The organism is Chloracidobacterium sp., from assembly GCA_016720705.1.
GTDB lineage: Bacteria > Acidobacteriota > Blastocatellia > Pyrinomonadales > Pyrinomonadaceae > OLB17.
Window position 1 is genome coordinate 712,225 of sequence record JADKKB010000005.1, and the last position, 15,276, is coordinate 727,500.

Annotated in this window: 17 protein-coding genes (1 of these 17 only partly in view); 14 read left to right on the plus strand and 3 right to left on the minus strand. The window is 51.3% G+C overall.

Features of this window, described 5'->3' with window-relative positions; all coding sequences use genetic code 11:
- The first annotated feature begins 50 nt into the window (after positions 1-50).
- The 6 genes from IPQ00_06505 to IPQ00_06530 all read left to right on the plus strand — a co-directional run bounded on the left by IPQ00_06505 (position 51) and on the right by IPQ00_06530 (position 4,527).
- Positions 51-437: an acyl-CoA thioesterase gene (locus tag IPQ00_06505; protein ID MBL0240214.1), complete on the plus strand. Its 387-nt coding sequence runs from the start codon at positions 51-53 to the stop codon at positions 435-437.
- A 25-nt stretch (positions 438-462) separates the two neighbouring features.
- Positions 463-879, plus strand: coding sequence for a nucleoside-diphosphate kinase (gene ndk, locus IPQ00_06510; protein MBL0240215.1), 417 nt, complete (start codon positions 463-465; stop codon positions 877-879).
- 95 nt (positions 880-974) lie between these two features.
- Positions 975-2,021, plus strand: coding sequence for a DUF4190 domain-containing protein (locus IPQ00_06515; GenBank protein MBL0240216.1), 1,047 nt, complete (start codon positions 975-977; stop codon positions 2,019-2,021).
- Positions 2,022-2,050: 29 nt separating this feature from the next.
- On the plus strand, positions 2,051-2,572 hold the full coding sequence (locus tag IPQ00_06520; GenBank protein MBL0240217.1) for an NADH-quinone oxidoreductase subunit I: 522 nt from the start codon (positions 2,051-2,053) through the stop codon (positions 2,570-2,572).
- 47 nt (positions 2,573-2,619) lie between these two features.
- On the plus strand, positions 2,620-3,234 hold the full coding sequence (locus IPQ00_06525) for an ImmA/IrrE family metallo-endopeptidase (protein ID MBL0240218.1): 615 nt from the start codon (positions 2,620-2,622) through the stop codon (positions 3,232-3,234).
- Positions 3,235-3,237: 3 nt separating this feature from the next.
- Complete coding sequence (locus IPQ00_06530) at positions 3,238-4,527, plus strand: SpoIIE family protein phosphatase (protein MBL0240219.1); 1,290 nt, start codon at positions 3,238-3,240, stop codon at positions 4,525-4,527.
- Positions 4,528-4,602: 75 nt separating this feature from the next.
- Here IPQ00_06530 and IPQ00_06535 read toward each other — a convergent pair whose 3' ends face one another.
- Positions 4,603-4,860 carry a hypothetical protein gene (locus IPQ00_06535; GenBank protein MBL0240220.1) on the minus strand — a complete coding sequence of 86 codons (258 nt, stop codon included), beginning with the start codon at positions 4,858-4,860 and terminating at the stop codon, positions 4,603-4,605.
- A gap of 188 nt (positions 4,861-5,048) precedes the next feature.
- Here IPQ00_06535 and IPQ00_06540 point away from each other — a divergent pair, with 188 nt between their 5' ends.
- Positions 5,049-6,182 (plus strand): FecR domain-containing protein, encoded by a 1,134-nt coding sequence (locus IPQ00_06540; protein ID MBL0240221.1) that lies wholly within the window; start codon positions 5,049-5,051, stop codon positions 6,180-6,182.
- A gap of 43 nt (positions 6,183-6,225) precedes the next feature.
- Here the strand turns inward: IPQ00_06540 and IPQ00_06545 are convergent, their stop codons facing one another.
- Positions 6,226-6,954, minus strand: a complete 729-nt coding sequence (locus IPQ00_06545; protein MBL0240222.1) for a CPBP family intramembrane metalloprotease — start codon at positions 6,952-6,954, stop codon at positions 6,226-6,228.
- A gap of 251 nt (positions 6,955-7,205) precedes the next feature.
- Between IPQ00_06545 and kdsB the strand changes: the two genes are divergently transcribed.
- From kdsB to IPQ00_06580, 7 genes are all read left to right on the plus strand, one after another.
- Complete coding sequence (gene kdsB / locus IPQ00_06550) at positions 7,206-7,982, plus strand: 3-deoxy-manno-octulosonate cytidylyltransferase (GenBank protein ID MBL0240223.1); 777 nt, start codon at positions 7,206-7,208, stop codon at positions 7,980-7,982.
- A complete protein-coding gene (locus IPQ00_06555; GenBank protein MBL0240224.1) occupies positions 7,975-8,262 on the plus strand; it encodes a hypothetical protein in 288 nt (95 codons plus the stop codon). Before kdsB ends, IPQ00_06555 begins: the two co-directional genes overlap by 8 nt.
- A gap of 12 nt (positions 8,263-8,274) precedes the next feature.
- Complete coding sequence (locus tag IPQ00_06560) at positions 8,275-9,987, plus strand: CTP synthase (GenBank protein ID MBL0240225.1); 1,713 nt, start codon at positions 8,275-8,277, stop codon at positions 9,985-9,987.
- A gap of 23 nt (positions 9,988-10,010) precedes the next feature.
- The gene (locus tag IPQ00_06565; GenBank protein ID MBL0240226.1) at positions 10,011-10,844 is read left to right on the plus strand and encodes a DUF4198 domain-containing protein; all 834 of its coding nucleotides are present in this window, start codon (positions 10,011-10,013) and stop codon (positions 10,842-10,844) included.
- Between the two features lie 84 nt (positions 10,845-10,928).
- A complete protein-coding gene (gene kdsA, locus IPQ00_06570; GenBank protein ID MBL0240227.1) occupies positions 10,929-11,744 on the plus strand; it encodes a 3-deoxy-8-phosphooctulonate synthase in 816 nt (271 codons plus the stop codon).
- Positions 11,745-11,763: 19 nt separating this feature from the next.
- Complete coding sequence (locus IPQ00_06575; protein MBL0240228.1) at positions 11,764-14,019, plus strand: hypothetical protein; 2,256 nt, start codon at positions 11,764-11,766, stop codon at positions 14,017-14,019.
- A gap of 123 nt (positions 14,020-14,142) precedes the next feature.
- Entirely contained in the window at positions 14,143-14,631 is a 489-nt protein-coding gene (locus IPQ00_06580; protein ID MBL0240229.1) for an HAD hydrolase family protein, read from the plus strand.
- Positions 14,632-14,637: 6 nt separating this feature from the next.
- On the opposite strand, the gene IPQ00_06585 is transcribed toward IPQ00_06580, so the two are convergent.
- On the minus strand, positions 14,638-15,276 hold the final stretch of the coding sequence (locus IPQ00_06585) for a methyltransferase regulatory domain-containing protein (protein ID MBL0240230.1). Its footprint extends 894 nt past the window's final position; only the last 639 of its 1,533 coding nucleotides appear in the window; the start codon falls outside the window, past its right edge — the gene reads right to left on this strand; the stop codon is at positions 14,638-14,640.

Consider the following 15,276-nt stretch of genomic DNA (forward strand, 5'->3'; position numbering starts at 1 on the left):
TCTGATTTCTTTTTAGGTGTTTTTTGTGTGTCGCCGGCGGTAGATCTTTGATGAAGTTTTCGCACTCATTCAGCGTGGACGCGGCCGACATTGACGAACTCGGGCACGTTAACAACGTGGCTTATGTTCGGTGGGTGCAGGGCATCGCGGTCGCACACTGGCGAGACGCCACGTCTGCGGAAATACAGGAACAGTTTTTCTGGGTCGTTGTCCGTCACGAGATCGATTATAAGAAGGAGGCGTTGATCGGAGACGCCATAGTCGCCACGACTTGGGTCGGCGAGTGGACGGGAGAAACGTGTGAACGATTCACCGAGATCCGGCGGGGCAATGACTTGCTCGTGGCCGGTCGAACGGTATGGTGTATGTGTAGCCGAGAAACGTCACGGCCAACAAGGATCAGTAAAGATCTGATCAAACGATTTGAACAGCAATAATTAATATAAAGGGAAATACTTTACAATGAGCAATTTAACATTTGGGATCATCAAGCCCGATGCGGTGCGAGCAGGAAATCAGGGAAAGATCATTTCGCGTATATTGGGTGAGGGATTTAAGATCCGAGGGATGAAGCTTATTCATCAAACGCGAAAGCAAGCTGACGGATTTTATGCCGTTCACGCTGGCAAGGGCTTTTTCGACGAACTCTGCGAATTTATGTCGAGCGGTCCGTGTGTGGTGCTTGCACTTGAAAAGGAAAATGCCGTTCCGGCGTGGAGAGAACTGATGGGAGCGACCAACCCGGCCGAAGCAGCACCGGACACGTTGCGAAAGGATTTTGCAGCGTCGATCGGCGAAAACGCGGTTCACGGTTCTGATTCCGATGAAAATGCTGCGATCGAGATCGCGTATTTCTTCAGCAAACTTGAATTAGTTTAGTCGTTCAAGTATAAAAGTTGCAGAACTTTAGCACTTGAATTTTACTTGCCACGCAGCCCATCTGCCCATGCGGATGGCAGTAAGAGGACACAACTATGAAAAAATGCCCGACCTGTTCGAAGACATTTGAGGATTCGATGCGGTTTTGTCAGTCAGACGGCACACCGCTGGTGGATGATGCTCCGGCATTTGATCCTTATGCGACCGTAGTTGCCCGTCCTGACGTTCCGGCGGTGGAACCACAAAGTGAGCGGATCGAAGTCGGCATCGCGCCTATCGCAGAACCGGAAGAGGTGTTGGACCTGCCGGCGGCGGATCCGTTAAAAACGATGTATGTTTCGGACGATGAGATGCGTGCGGCCCTAGGCAGCACGCACGATCCGGATGTTCCGGAAATGGAGATTCCGCCGGTGCCGGCACCTCCTCAATTTTCTGAACCTGATATCGCGTCGCCAAAGTTTACGGATCTGCCGCCGATGGCGTCACCGTTTGCCGATACCGAGTCGTCCGTCGATACGGCGTTGCCGTTTGAAAACACTAATCCGCCGATCCCGTCGCCGTTCGAATCGGCTTCGGACGACGTAGATTTTTCCGAACCGGCGACAATGATCCAGTCGGCACCGTTGCCGCCATTTCAGTCATCACCACCGCCATCACCTTTCGGGTCACCGGAGCCGCCATCGCCGTTTCAGGCAGCTGATCCGGTATTTACGCCCGAAACCCCGGTCTACCACGAGCCGGAACCGGCTGTGCCGGCGTACACTAGTCCGTTTGATCCCCCTACGACTCCTGCCGAATGGACACCGCCGCCCGCGCCTGTTGCGGGTTGGCAGGATCAGGGGCTCGGTCAAAATACGCCCTTCCAGCCACCGGTTGCCGGGGGCGAGGGTGCTAATAAGACCTTGGCGATCGTATCGCTAGTTTGTGGAATACTTGGCATTTTGTGCTGTGGACTTTTGTCGGGAATACCGGCGATCATAACAGGCTATATGGCCAAGAATAATGTTGATAGCAATCCACAAGAATACGGCGGCCGTGGACTTGCGGTTGCGGGAATGGTGCTTGGCGGGATTTCGATCGTGTTGACTATCATCGTCATTATTCTGCAGGTATTCCTTGGGGTGTTGGGTAACATAAGATAGTTTGTGGTCCGGCCTTGGCCGGTAATTATATGTCATTAGTATCTGAAGTATTGAGGTCAACGGTTGCGATCGTTAAGGGGATGAAGCGGACAATTTCCGAGATACCGCGTGGAAAGTGGACAGTCCAGTACCCCGAAGAACCGATCACGGTGCAACCGAGATATCGCGGACAGCATCTGCTGCACGTAGATGAGAACGGCAAGGAAAAGTGCGTCGCGTGCTATTTATGTGCGGCCGCGTGTCCTTCGGACTGTATCTACATCGAGGCGATCGACGACCCTCGGCCCTACGCTGAACGCGTCGGACGCGATGAGCGTTACGCTAAGGTTTACAACATCGACTACGGTCGATGCATCTTCTGTGGATTCTGCGTCGAAGCTTGTCCGAAAGATGCGATCACGCATGGCTATAATTTCGAATTGTCGGTATACAATCGTGCTGACCTTCTGAAAACAAAGGACGATCTGCTTATTACGAAGCAGAAACAGTCAAAGAATTACCGCGTCGCTCTCTCCAGCGAGGACGTTGATTCGGAATTCAAAGAGGTGTAGGGAAGTGCGTAGCTCGATCTGGAGATAGCGTAATTGAGGCCAATGCCGTGAACGCAGACGATACTCCTCCGACCCCCAAAGGGCGACATTACGAATTACGAGCAATCGGGTTGCGAGAGTTTGCAGGGTTGAGGCGCGATGATGAACGCCTCGACCCTTTCGCTTTGGCACGATACGCAAAGTTGTTGGTTGCTCAATTTACCGACGTCGAACCATTTCTGAGTGAAGATGCCAAGCTCCATCTAACCGGAACGGGAAAAGATAAATGGTCCGGAGGGGCAGCGTCCCAGACACTGCCGGACGGGCGAAAGCTCATTATACTGAACCCGACACACGGTAAAAATCGGCAGAATGCGACACTGATGGAAGAAGTGTGTCACGTATTTCTCGGGCATAAGCCCAGTCGGCTTGCGATAAAAAACATTAATAAGAATGGCGAAACGATCGCCCGCGACTATAATGAGGCGATCGAGGAAGAAGCTTATTCCACGGGAGCGGCGGCACTAGCCCCATATTCTGCACTAAAACGAATGGTCTATGCTGGCCGCACGATCAACGAGATGGCTCGCCATTTCAATGTCAGCAGAGCTCTGATAGAGTATCGGATCAAGGTCTCAAGGCTCTGGGACGCATACAAGGACCACATTTTTCAAGGTAGTTAGAAAATGAGCGACAAACCGTTCCAAGATCCTGCTGTAAGCAGCAACCTTTCGACTGTCGAAAAGCTGCGGCTGTTGCTCGACATCACCAAGACGATCAGCCGTTCGCTTGACCTCGACGAGGTCCTCAATCTCGTTATGGATACGCTGGGCTCATTGATCCCATATGATGCCGCCGGTATTTACTTGATCGAGTTTTCGGAGGATGAAAAAGATCCGTATGTTTTCAAGTCGAAAGCAATTCGTGGATATCAGATCAGTTTTAATCTGATCGAGCCGCGGCTCAAAATGGGCGAAGGGTTTCTCGGTACTGTCGCACAGTCAGGAAAATCGATCATATCGCACGACGTGAGCCAGGATCCAAGGTACTTTCCAGCACGTGAATTGACTCGCTCTGAGATGCTTGCACCGATCATATCTAACGACCGCGTAATAGGCGTTTTTGACCTGGAAAGCGATAAGCTGGATGCGTACGATGATGACGATCTCGCTTTGCTCCATTTGCTCACGTCCCAGGTCGCGATCATTATCGAAAAGGTTAGGCTTCTAGAGCAGGTAGTAGAGAAAAAGCGCATTGAGGCCCAGTTGGAGATCGCTCGCCAAGTTCAACTCGAACTATTGCCGGAGGCCGATCCCGCGATCGATAATTTTGACATCAGCGCATATGTGTTTCCTACCGAGGAGGTTTCCGGCGACTATTATGATTGGGTCAAGGTATTTGACGACCAGATCGGGATCGTCGTCGCCGATGCGGTCGGAAAGGGCATTCCGGCGGCGCTTCTGATGTCGTTTCTGCGAGCTTCTCTGCGGTCGTGTGTTCAGATCGGGTATGCCCCACATATTGCTTTCTCAAAGGTCAGCAACCTGCTGCGAGGGTCTATAAAAGACAATCAATTCATTACCGCAATTTACGGTATGCTCGATTCGACAAATCGGACATTCGTCTTTTCAAACGCCGGCCACAATCCGCCGCTTTTGATCAAACCGGATGGGGAGTATAGATTTGTCGAATACGGCGACCTGCCATTGGGTATGTTCGAGGATCTACACTTTCATCAACATTTTATTCGCTTCGAGGAAAATCAGGTGCTTGTCATATACACAGACGGTATTACAGAGGCGGCCAATCCCAATGGCGAAGAATATGGCCAGGACCGGTTTGCAAAACGCGTGCTCGATGGGATCCACCTACCCGCAAAAAAAATGATCGACCACGTCAGAAAGGGCGTTGCCGACTTTACCGAGCGAAAGTTTCTAGATGATGACGGTACGCTTTTTATCGTTAAAGCTCTCTAAACAAAAAAACACGGAAGGGTTCAATTTCTTGAATCACCTTCCGCGTTCCTTCAGTTGAATTGAAGCCGACCGCTCTCAGTGTGCCGTCAAAGAGCAGTGGAGATTATCGCCGCCCGGCACGACGGGTGCCGTGTAATTATCGTAGTTGATCTTGTCATTCCCGGTTGAGAACGCATAGATATCAAAACCGTAGGCATCAAGAAAGTCCGTGATCTCCTGCGTTCGGTCCATATAGATCGCCTCGGTAAACCCGAGTTCACCGCGAATTTGGATAAGTCGCTCGATGACTTCCAACGGTGCAAAACATTGATCCGGATCCTTGAATGTAGCCATATACCCTCGCTTGTGATACCTGCCATCAGGTAACGGACAACTCTTTAGATAACGATCTGCACCTAAAGGTTGTTCACAGAATTTAGAGCTTTTTGTAAATATGGTATTAATAGACAAGTCGTGAATTTTATTGAATTTTCGAAGCACTTCGAATATAGTTAGGGTGAATCTTCCCCAAGGAGAAAATTATGATGAAGATCGCATTTCGAGTTTTCTGTGTAGGTATTCTGACGGTTATGTCGCTGACCGTCGGATTTTCGCAGACCGACCGTGAGCTTGCGACCGCCGCAGCGGGCGACAAATATGTCATTTCGGCAAAAGCCGGCGGCGTTAATTTTGTCGAGGGTGCTGTTGGGATCGTCAGGAAAGCAGGTCGAAGCGGGCTATTACTGAAGCGGGACGAGATCTTGGTCGGTGACCGGGTTTCAACCGGATCAGATGGAAAAGCAGAGATTTTGTTAAATCCTGGCTCGTATATGCGTATAGGCCCAAATTCGTCATTCGAATTTACGACCGTTTCACTTGATGACCTCCGGATACGGCTCGACAGCGGGTCCGCGATATTTGAGGTATTTGCGGCAGATGAGTTTAGGGTAACTGTCAATACTCCAAAGACGAAGGTCAACCTAATGCAGACCGGCGTATATCGTATCGATGTCAACGTTGACGGCGGAGCGAAGGTCGCCGTTTGGGAGGGCCAGGCGCAGCTTGGGGATTCGACCGCCGGGATTATTAAAAAGGGTCGTCAAGCAACCGTAACCAAGGGAGTTGCCCGTATAGCTAAGTTTGATCGCGGTGAGCGTGACCCTTTCGAACAATGGAGCCGCAACCGAGCAAAAGAGTTGGCAAAGAATGTCGCGAAGCTGAGAAATCGCGGAATGCGTAACGCACTGATGGCGTCACATATGAACGGAGGTTGGGGACTCTATAATTCCTTCGGATTGTGGGTTTACGATTCTATGTTCGGTTCGTCCTGCTTTTTGCCATTCGGATATGGATGGGGATCGCCGTACGGATGGGGATTTGGGAACTCGATATGGTACTACCACATTCCGATATGGACTCCGCCGGTAATTGTGAATAACACCCCGACCGTCACGCCTATTGTTACGGCCGGAAACCGTCTTCCCACGCCGCCGTTTGTTCGACTTCAGCAAAACGGAGGCGGATTTTCGGGCGGTGGACGCATCATTCAGGATTCGGGAGTAGGTTCGTCGCCGGATTACACAGGATCGCGAGGCGGCAGTTCCGGATCGACCTACGTTCCTCCACCACCTCCGCCGCCACCTGTAAATACGGGTGCACGCACGAGGCCTAACTGATCTGACACGATCAATAACAAGAGGAGCCGAACGGCTCCTCTTGTTATTTTATCAACCAGAAAAATATTCCGCTCGGGTCGATCGAGGGTGGGTTCGCTGTGTTGGTCTCGATCAGGATCATCACTGATTGGAGGCCATTGAAGACCATATGTAGCACAATGCACGGCCAAAGATTTTTTGACCGCACCCGCAGTCCTGTTAGTGTCACGCTAAGTAGTGTGAGTAGAAAAATCGTCGAATAACTCGGATAGTACTGAGGCACGTGAACCAGCGCAAACATTAGCGTGACGACCAAAAACGCGATCGGCACACCCGCCGCGCGCTGGATCGCGGAATAGAGCAATCCGCGGTAAACAACTTCTTCGACGATCGGGGCTGTAAAGGTCGCCATAAAGACTACGAGATACACGGTGGCACGCGAGCTACGCAAAATTCGGATCAGGTCGTTTTCCTGCTCGGGTACATAATGTCCGACTATCGATGCGATCGTCAGAAATCCCGCTAAAATTGCAACGTAGTGCCACCACCGAACTCCGCCTGATTCCCAACCGAGTGTTTGTCGAAATGAAAATTTACGTCCCTTAGTAATGACTATCCAAGCAAAAAGCAATGTCAGAAGATGTGCCGGAATAATCGCCAATACCTGCAGAAAGATCGCCGTCTTGTCTGTTTGGGCAAATTCGACCATTGCGGTGTTGTCGGTGATCGGCGGGTCGAGCGTAAGCAAATACGGTAAAAGGGTGATCCCCGGCAAGACGATAATTAGAATCACACTTATCACCCATCCGCCGAAAGCCGCGGGTAGACCCCAGGGTGGATCGTTAGGCGAGTTACGTGGAGCGTCCGTCGGTGCCGTGGGGATTGGCAACTGCGAATAAAAGTTTGTTTCGTCTTGGTTATGCACGAAGAAGAGTTTAGCCAAAAGACCGTTCACTTCCAAGTTCGTGATTCCCGAATTGAATCTGGACCGGATTCGCGGTAGTCTATTCTCCCGTGGAGCAACACGGGAAAAATCAACATAATTTGATCGTAGCTATTATCCCGGCGAGGTACGCGTCAACGCGTTTGCCCGGCAAGCTTCTTATTGAAGTCGCCGGTAAACCGTTGATAATCCATACGTTACAACAGGCTTTGAAGGCCAAGACAGTTGATCGAGTAATTGTGGCGACCGATGATCAGCGAATACTCGATGCGGTTTGCCGATTCGGTGGCGAGTCCGTGATGACCTCACACGAGCATTCGACGGGCAGTGACCGGATCGCGGAGGTTGCCGCAGGATTACCCCAGAAAACGATTGTCGTTAACGTGCAGGGTGACGAACCGGTGATCTCGCCGAATACGATCGATCTCGCCGTCGAGGCGATGCTGGCGGATCCGGAGTGCGACATTGTTACCACTTGTGAAGCGATCGCCGACATAAGCGATGTATTGAGTCCGGATGTTGTAAAAGTCGTCGTCGACCACAGTGGCAGAGCTTTGTACTTCTCTCGTTCGCCGATCCCGTATCCGCGCGAGGCCGTCATTCGAGATGGATCGATCGAAGCCGCGTTGAACAGTGACTCAGGTTTGCTTTCGTCATTTCGAAAACATACCGGAATGTACGTTTATCGACGTGAATATTTGCTTGGGTTATGCAAAATGCGGCAGTCGGTTCTAGAAAGATCTGAAATGCTCGAACAACTTCGAGCGATGGAAAACGGTGCAAAGATACGCGTGATTGAGGTTGTGGATCCTTCGATCGGGGTCGATAACGTCGATGATCTTGCACGTGTTCGGAGGTTGATCGAATCGGATGGGTGATTGGATAGGTCTCATAGTATTTGTGCTCATCGTCATCGGAGCCCTTGTCGGCTTAAAGATGCTGAGTAAGCCGCAAACACGGACTTCGGAGGAGTTCGAACGAAATGCCGCCGAGGGGACGACGGCACTTGGGGCATCGATGAATGCATTACAGGAATTGATGAATCCTGAAGCGGCCAAATCCAAGGAAGTAATAACGCAGATGAAAGACGGACGCTACCAAAAGAAGAAACGCGAGGGAAAGGCAGACAGTAATGACAATGATCGCGAAAGCGACTGATTCGGGGGAATAATGACTGAAAAGACGACTAAATACATATTTGTGACCGGCGGTGTTGTTTCGAGTCTTGGGAAAGGACTAGCGGCGAGTTCGATCGGGTGCCTGCTCGAGGCCCGGGGAATGAATGTGCAGATGATGAAGCTAGATCCATATATCAATGTCGATCCGGGCACGATGTCACCGTTTCAGCACGGTGAGGTGTTTGTGACCGACGATGGTGCCGAGACCGACCTCGATCTCGGCCATTACGAGAGGTTTACTCACGCAAAACTCTCGCAGGCGAATAACTGGACCAGCGGACGAATCTACCAGTCGGTCATCAACAAAGAACGTCGTGGTGAGTATTTGGGCAAAACGATCCAAGTGATCCCACATATTACTGACGAAATAAAGGCCGCCGTGCGAACAGTTGCGGATATGCACAAGCCGGATATTCTGATCGTCGAGATCGGCGGAACTGTCGGCGATATTGAGTCACTGCCGTTTTTGGAAGCCATCCGCCAGATGGGCAACGAAGAAGGACGTAATAATGCGATCTTTATCCACGTTACGCTCGTGCCTTTCATTGCTGCCGCCGGCGAACTCAAAACCAAGCCGACGCAGCACAGCGTCCGCGAGTTGCGCGAGATCGGTATCTCGCCGGATATCTTGTTATGCCGTTCGGATCGTCCTTTGCCTTCGGACCTGCGCAAGAAGATCGGCCTTTTTTGCAACGTTCAGGAAAACGCCGTGATCTCAGCTCTCGATGTGCCTTCGATATACGAGGTTCCGCTGGCATTTCACGAGCAGGCCCTGGACGAACTGATCGTTAGCAACCTGCATTTAACGGAGGCTTTTCCATTGGTGGACCTCCGGCGTTGGCGTGAACTAGTGTCGACGATCAAGGATCCGACCGGCGGGAACGTCAAGGTCGCGATCGTTGGGAAATACGTTGAACTCGAGGATTCGTATAAGTCATTGCGCGAGGCTCTGACCCACGCGGGCGTCGCAAACAACCTGCGTGTGAACGTCACTTGGATCGAATCGGAAAATTTGATGAAGGACGACTATGAGAACGAACTTCAAGACTATGACGCTATTCTGGTACCGGGCGGATTTGGCAAACGCGGTATCGGCGGTATGCTTCGGGCGATAAAATACGCACGCAGATCCGGCACGCCTTACTTTGGCATTTGTCTCGGAATGCAGACTGCCTGTATCGAGTTTGCCCGCAATGTCTGCGGACTACGGGACGCGGATTCGACAGAATTTAACGAGGAAACGCCGTTTCCGATCATCTTTAAGCTACGAGATCTGGTCGACGTCGAAGAACTTGGCGGGACCATGCGACTCGGTGAGTGGGCGTGTGAGTTGAAACAGGACACGCTAGCACGCGAGGTTTACCACGGAGCATCGGAGATCGGCGAACGGCACCGTCATCGATTTGAATTCAATCCGGAATTTCGAGAAGCTCTTGAACGAGAAGGGCTCGTTTTCAGCGGCATTTCGCCGGATGGGAAATTCATCGAAATTGTAGAATTGCCGCGAACGACGCACCCACATTTCATAGCTTGCCAATTCCACCCGGAGTATAAGTCAAAGCCGTTGGACGCTCATCCGCTGTTTACGGCATTTGTGGCTGCGGCATGGGACAACCGCGTGAAGAGCGAAAATCTCGAGCACGATGTTTCTCGCGAAGTCACAACGGAAGCTTCTGAGCGAGTCGAGGTCGGCGCGGACGAATAACAGAAGGACGGCGAAGGGATACGATGCTGAATCAATATTTTGGAAATGCCCGCTATAGATCGGTATTAGTAACCTTGCTTGTTCTTTTGATCGTCCAAACGGCCGCAGCCCACGAGTACTGGATTGAATCAAGTAATTTCTTTCTTCGCATCAGCGAGGTGTCGTCCGTGAGGCTATTTGTAGGTGAGGCCCTCATATCTGAAACGGAGATGCCCTTCCAAGCCTCCAAGACAAACTCATTTCAGATGTTTTCCCCGAACGGGGCGTTTGATATGCGTACATTGGCCGAGGATGATCGAAAGCCCATCGTGAATTTTTCGGCTGATCGCTCTGGAACGTATGTTTTGGCGATGGAGCGCGGATGGTCTTACATCACGCTCGATGCGGACAAATTCGAAGATTACCTCACCGAAGAAGGGATGGATTACGTCATCACCGAACGGGCTCGGCTCGGTGAGGCGAAAAAGCAAGGGCGAGAACGTTACAGCCGATATCTAAAAACGATGATACAGGTCGGAGTGAACCGGACCGGGAATGCTAAGGCGAGATACGGAGGGCGGCTAGAGATAGTCGCGCTCGACAATCCTTATAACAAAAAGGTGGGCGACACGATGCAGTTTCAGGTATTTTTTGGCGGAGCACCGCTCGCATCGAAAGCCGTTTTTGCCGACAACCGCGATGGCGATACGGTATCTACCCGGAAAATGGTCTCCGACAAGGATGGTAAGGTGGAGGTCAAAGTCGACGGAAAGGGCATTTGGCTAATTCGGCTTGTTTATATGCAGAGATGCTCAAAGTCGTGTGGCGACGCCGACTGGGAAAGCTTCTGGGGAGCCCTGACATTTGGGGTTAAATGAGGTCAGAACGTAATATAATAGTAACTTAATGACGACGAACTGTTTCGACTATAAGCTGGGGCTGGTCTTGACGGTGTTATTGATATGCAACGATTTAATATAGACAATGTCACATTTGGCGGCGGTGAACTTGCGTTTATCCTTGGGCCTTGCGTCGTGGAATCGATCGAGCACGCGAGGATGATGTCAAATTCGATCAAGGAAATATGTGATCGGGTCGGCGTAAGTTTCGTTTATAAATCTTCGTTCGATAAGGCAAATCGTAGCTCGATCGATAGTTTTCGCGGAGAGGGAATGGACTTTGGACTGGAGATCCTTTCCAGGATCAAGGACGAGATCGGCGTCCCTATAATCACCGACATTCATGAGCCGTGGCAAGCCGCAAAGGCTGCAACAGTTGCAGATATGTTGCAGATACCCGCATTCCTCTGCCGTCAGACCGACCTGCTTGTGGCCGCCGCCGCCACTGGAAAGGCCGTAAATGTCAAAAAAGGGCAATTTCTTGCGCCTTGGGACGCAAAGAATATAGTGGATAAGCTTACGGAAGCGGGTTGCGAAAAGATCTTGCTGACCGAACGGGGGGCGAGTTTTGGGTACAATAATCTTGTCGTTGATCTGCGATCGTTCCCGATAATGCGTTCGTTCGGCGTTCCGGTCGTTTTCGACGTGACGCATTCGCTCCAATTGCCGGGCGGACTCGGAAAGGCAACCGACGGGCAGGGCCAATACATCGAACATTTTGCTCGAGCTGGAGTTGCGTGCGGTGTTGATGCTGTTTTTATGGAGGTTCACAATGATCCGTCCAAAGCCCCAAGCGATGGGCCGAACCAACTGCCGCTTGGGCGACTCGAATCTCTGCTTACGAAACTCAAGGCAATTCACGAACTTGTAGCTGAATAAAGCCCGCGATGATGTTCAAATGAATAAACAACTGATCACGATCATTGTCCTAGTACTATTTTCCTTCGTACTATCGGCACAGGGCCAGGATGAGACCCGCTCGATACAGACCTGGAAGGTGCAGAAATACGATGTGTCGGCGACCTTACCGTCGGATGCGGCGTCGCGAAGTGCAGGATTTACTGCCGTTCTGTCGTTACGAAATATTTCCGGCAAATCTGCAGGGTCTCTGACGCTGCGGATCAGTCCATTTGCAGATATCACATCTATTAAGATAAACGATGCAGCGACCGACTTTACGAAGAGCGAGGAAAAAGTTGGGTCTGCAGGTAGTTTGCAGCGGATAGCGATGCGATTTCCGGCGATAAACGCGGACGCGACGCTTACAGCCTCGGTTGAATACAGGCTCAACCTAAAGGAAAACACCAGCCTCGCGACGATCTCGCCGATCGGCACACAGTTTCTACCGCTTTCATTTTGGTATCCGACGCCGACGAGTTGGTTCTTTAATCGTGGCGGCGATAGGGCACCTTTCAGGCTCCGAGTTAACAGTCCCGGCCCGACAGTGCTCACTTCGGGTGTTGAAACTACAAGCGGATTTGATGAGAAGATCAACGGACAACCTTATTTTGTCTCCGGCAGTTGGGACTTGATAAATTCAAGCGGCGTTGCGGTTTATGGACCGAAATCAGCGTCAAACGAAGCTCAAAAACGGATCGCAGAACTCGCGGCATTGTTCGCGGAGGCACGTACATTTATGTCGGGAACGCTCGGGGCTGCCCCCGAAGCACCGCTTAAGATCATTGTGGTGCGGCGAGGTGCCGGATTTTCGGGCGGCGGCACGGTGCTTATCGACGAGTCGGTACTCAGACGCTCAAAGATCGATTCTTTGACCGCCACGTCTATAGCGGAGGCCGCAGCTAAAATATGGTTAGGCGGGTCAGTTACGACTAGCGGCGAGGGGTACGCGATACTTCAGGAAGGGTTGTCACGTTATCTAGCTACTCAATTTATCGAATCTAAATACGGCAAGGACGTCGCCGACAATGAGCGTCTGAGACAAAGGACTGCGTATGCCGCAGTTTCAAAGCGTGACGGCCCGATGCGGGCGTCCTCGCCGCTAGATGATTTTTTCTATTCGCAGGCGGCAAATAAAGGAGCTATGGCTTGGAGGCTTCTGGAAAGAAAACTCGGCAAAGCGGACTTTTCGGCGATATTAAGGGCCAATATGGCTGACGGCGACCTGAATATGGCCGAGTTAAGGATGGCGTTCTCATCCGCCAAGGACATTGTCGATTACGTTTTGGATCAAACCACCGAAATGAACCTGCTCGTCGGCATCCCCCAAGTTGTTGGTGATACATCGAAAGTCGCACTCCGAAATACCGGACTTTTGGATGCTACGATCACCGTCAAGGCAACCACAGCCAGCGGCCAAATTATCGAGTCTCCAACCACCATCAAGGCACAGAGTTACGGCGAGGTGAGCTTTAAGTCGCCGTCCCCGATCGTTCGTGTCGAAGTCGACACGGAAAAGCTATATCCACAATTCGAATACTCCGACGATGTCGCACCAAAAGAGCTTTCGGACAGCGATCCGATCCTTGCCGTTAAACGAGCCTTTGATAAACAGGACTTTGCGGGTGCTGAGAAAATTGCACTCATCGTGTTGAAAAGTTCGCCGAGAACGGATGACGTCCGTATTCTGCTCGGGCGCGCATTGCTGGCACTAGGGCGCAATGTTGACGCCGAACGCGAGTTTAAGGCCATTCTCGAGGAAAAATTACCGAGTTCGCGAAGCCTCGCTTGGGCAAATGTCGGACTTGGAGAAACAGCTGCTAGGAGCGGCCAAAACGATGAGGCAGTTAGATTTGCCGAAGCGGCGATTGTGGCAGATGCCGAATACGGAGCGAGTCTAGCTGCCAGAAACCTCAGAAACCGCGTCGGAGGAACAACGAGTATCGATCCGACAGTCAAGAGTTTCTTTGCCGATTTCGACCGGGCCGCGGTTTCTAACCGAAAAGCCGATGTTGACGCGCTCATAATGCCGGGCGAAGCGTCGAAATTCGCTGGCGGGATCGCCGGCGGTACCGAACAGTGGCAAACTCAAGTGCGTCAGATCGACAGACTCGATGCTAACAATTTGTTGGTTGAGACGAATCTCACGATCAAATTACTGACAAAGGACTCCGAAACCGGAATGGCGGTATTCAGATTGACTAGATCCGGAAATGGGTGGAAGCTTAGTGGGGTTGAGACGTTTGAACTCCGTTAGTATGTGATTTTACGGTCGCGAGACGGCTTTATCGCTCTCATATCCGTATTGACGTGAGTGACCTCGGTATCATCAAAGGAAACGCTGTAGCTATTACAAATCGGAGTTAATGGAACCTATATAATGAGGATCGAAGAACGAGCACGGCGGATCAAACTCCTGATAATGGACTGCGACGGTGTACTGACGGATGGACGTCTTTATTTTTCAGCCGGCGGCGAGACGATGAAGGTTTTTCACGCTCGAGACGGGCAAGGTATTGCTTCGTGGCACAAGGCCGGATTTCGTTCCGGCATCATATCGGGCCGTGGTGCAACTGAAATAATTCAACGACGGGCAGACGAACTCGGGATGACATATATAAGGACGAACTCTCAAGACAAGGTGGTGGATCTCTCCGAGATCATCGCTGCGGCGGGTGTATCACTCGATGAGGTCGCATACGTAGGTGATGATATCGGCGATGTCGAAGTTATGAAGATCGTCGGCCTGCCGGTGGCGGTTGCGGATGCGGCGATCGAGGCAATCAATGCTGCGATATTCGTAACCGATCTGAAAGGCGGTAAAGGTGCGATCAGGCAGGTGACCGACTTGCTCCTAAATTCAAAGTAGGCAGGATCATCCAACGAGTAATCCTGCCGAAGCGATCTGCGTCAACTGATCCTCAATAATATCCGGTAGTGCCGCCGTGAATCGCTCCCGTTCTTCAAGGGGCAATTCAATTGCCGCCAGTATTTCGTCGGCAAGTTCGACTCTCCCGCGTGTTCCGTCAAGCATCGAGATGATCAGCCGCAATATGGGATCAAGCGTCTTTAAGTTTTTACCGGCGAGAGTCGTAAGATTTTCGATGTCCTCGCTAATCTGCCAACGGGCGAATGCACTCGAAACTGGGGTTTCGCCTACCACCGCCGCAAATGTCGGCGAGTAACAACCAAACTTAACAAACCCTCCAAGATAAAGCTGGAGTATATACGTACGAGCTTTGGATACATCCTCCGTCGATGAAATGCCGACAATCTCGAACGCTCGGGCTAAAAGATCGACAAACGGCATTGCCTTGGGCCATTGTGACTTCATTGATACTAGCAGGGCTTTTGTCAGCGGATGATTTACGGTCAGCGAAGCCCCCTTTGAGCCGTCAAACCGGACAGGTGTTGCATCAGTTACGTTTACCGAACTCAAATCTGTTGAGACTTGAGATGAGATGTAAAACTCATCAACTTTCGAATCAGAAACCGCTCGGTCGATCGGATTCTC

Excerpts from the sequence above, each read along its gene's own strand:
- IPQ00_06540 (MBL0240221.1), top strand. The coding sequence starts at position 5,049 with ATGATGAAGATCGCATTTCGAGTTTTCTGTGTAGGTATTCTGACGGTT.
- IPQ00_06530 (MBL0240219.1), top strand. The coding sequence starts at position 3,238 with ATGAGCGACAAACCGTTCCAAGATCCTGCTGTAAGCAGCAACCTTTCG.
- IPQ00_06520 (MBL0240217.1), top strand. The coding sequence starts at position 2,051 with ATGTCATTAGTATCTGAAGTATTGAGGTCAACGGTTGCGATCGTTAAG.
- IPQ00_06515 (MBL0240216.1), top strand. The coding sequence starts at position 975 with ATGAAAAAATGCCCGACCTGTTCGAAGACATTTGAGGATTCGATGCGG.
- ndk (MBL0240215.1), top strand. The coding sequence starts at position 463 with ATGAGCAATTTAACATTTGGGATCATCAAGCCCGATGCGGTGCGAGCA.
- IPQ00_06580 (MBL0240229.1), top strand. The coding sequence starts at position 14,143 with ATGAGGATCGAAGAACGAGCACGGCGGATCAAACTCCTGATAATGGAC.
- IPQ00_06560 (MBL0240225.1), top strand. The coding sequence starts at position 8,275 with ATGACTGAAAAGACGACTAAATACATATTTGTGACCGGCGGTGTTGTT.
- IPQ00_06575 (MBL0240228.1), top strand. The coding sequence starts at position 11,764 with ATGAATAAACAACTGATCACGATCATTGTCCTAGTACTATTTTCCTTC.
- IPQ00_06565 (MBL0240226.1), top strand. The coding sequence starts at position 10,011 with ATGCTGAATCAATATTTTGGAAATGCCCGCTATAGATCGGTATTAGTA.
- IPQ00_06505 (MBL0240214.1), top strand. The coding sequence starts at position 51 with ATGAAGTTTTCGCACTCATTCAGCGTGGACGCGGCCGACATTGACGAA.
- IPQ00_06555 (MBL0240224.1), top strand. The coding sequence starts at position 7,975 with ATGGGTGATTGGATAGGTCTCATAGTATTTGTGCTCATCGTCATCGGA.
- IPQ00_06535 (MBL0240220.1), bottom strand. The coding sequence starts at position 4,860 with ATGGCTACATTCAAGGATCCGGATCAATGTTTTGCACCGTTGGAAGTC.
- kdsA (MBL0240227.1), top strand. The coding sequence starts at position 10,929 with ATGCAACGATTTAATATAGACAATGTCACATTTGGCGGCGGTGAACTT.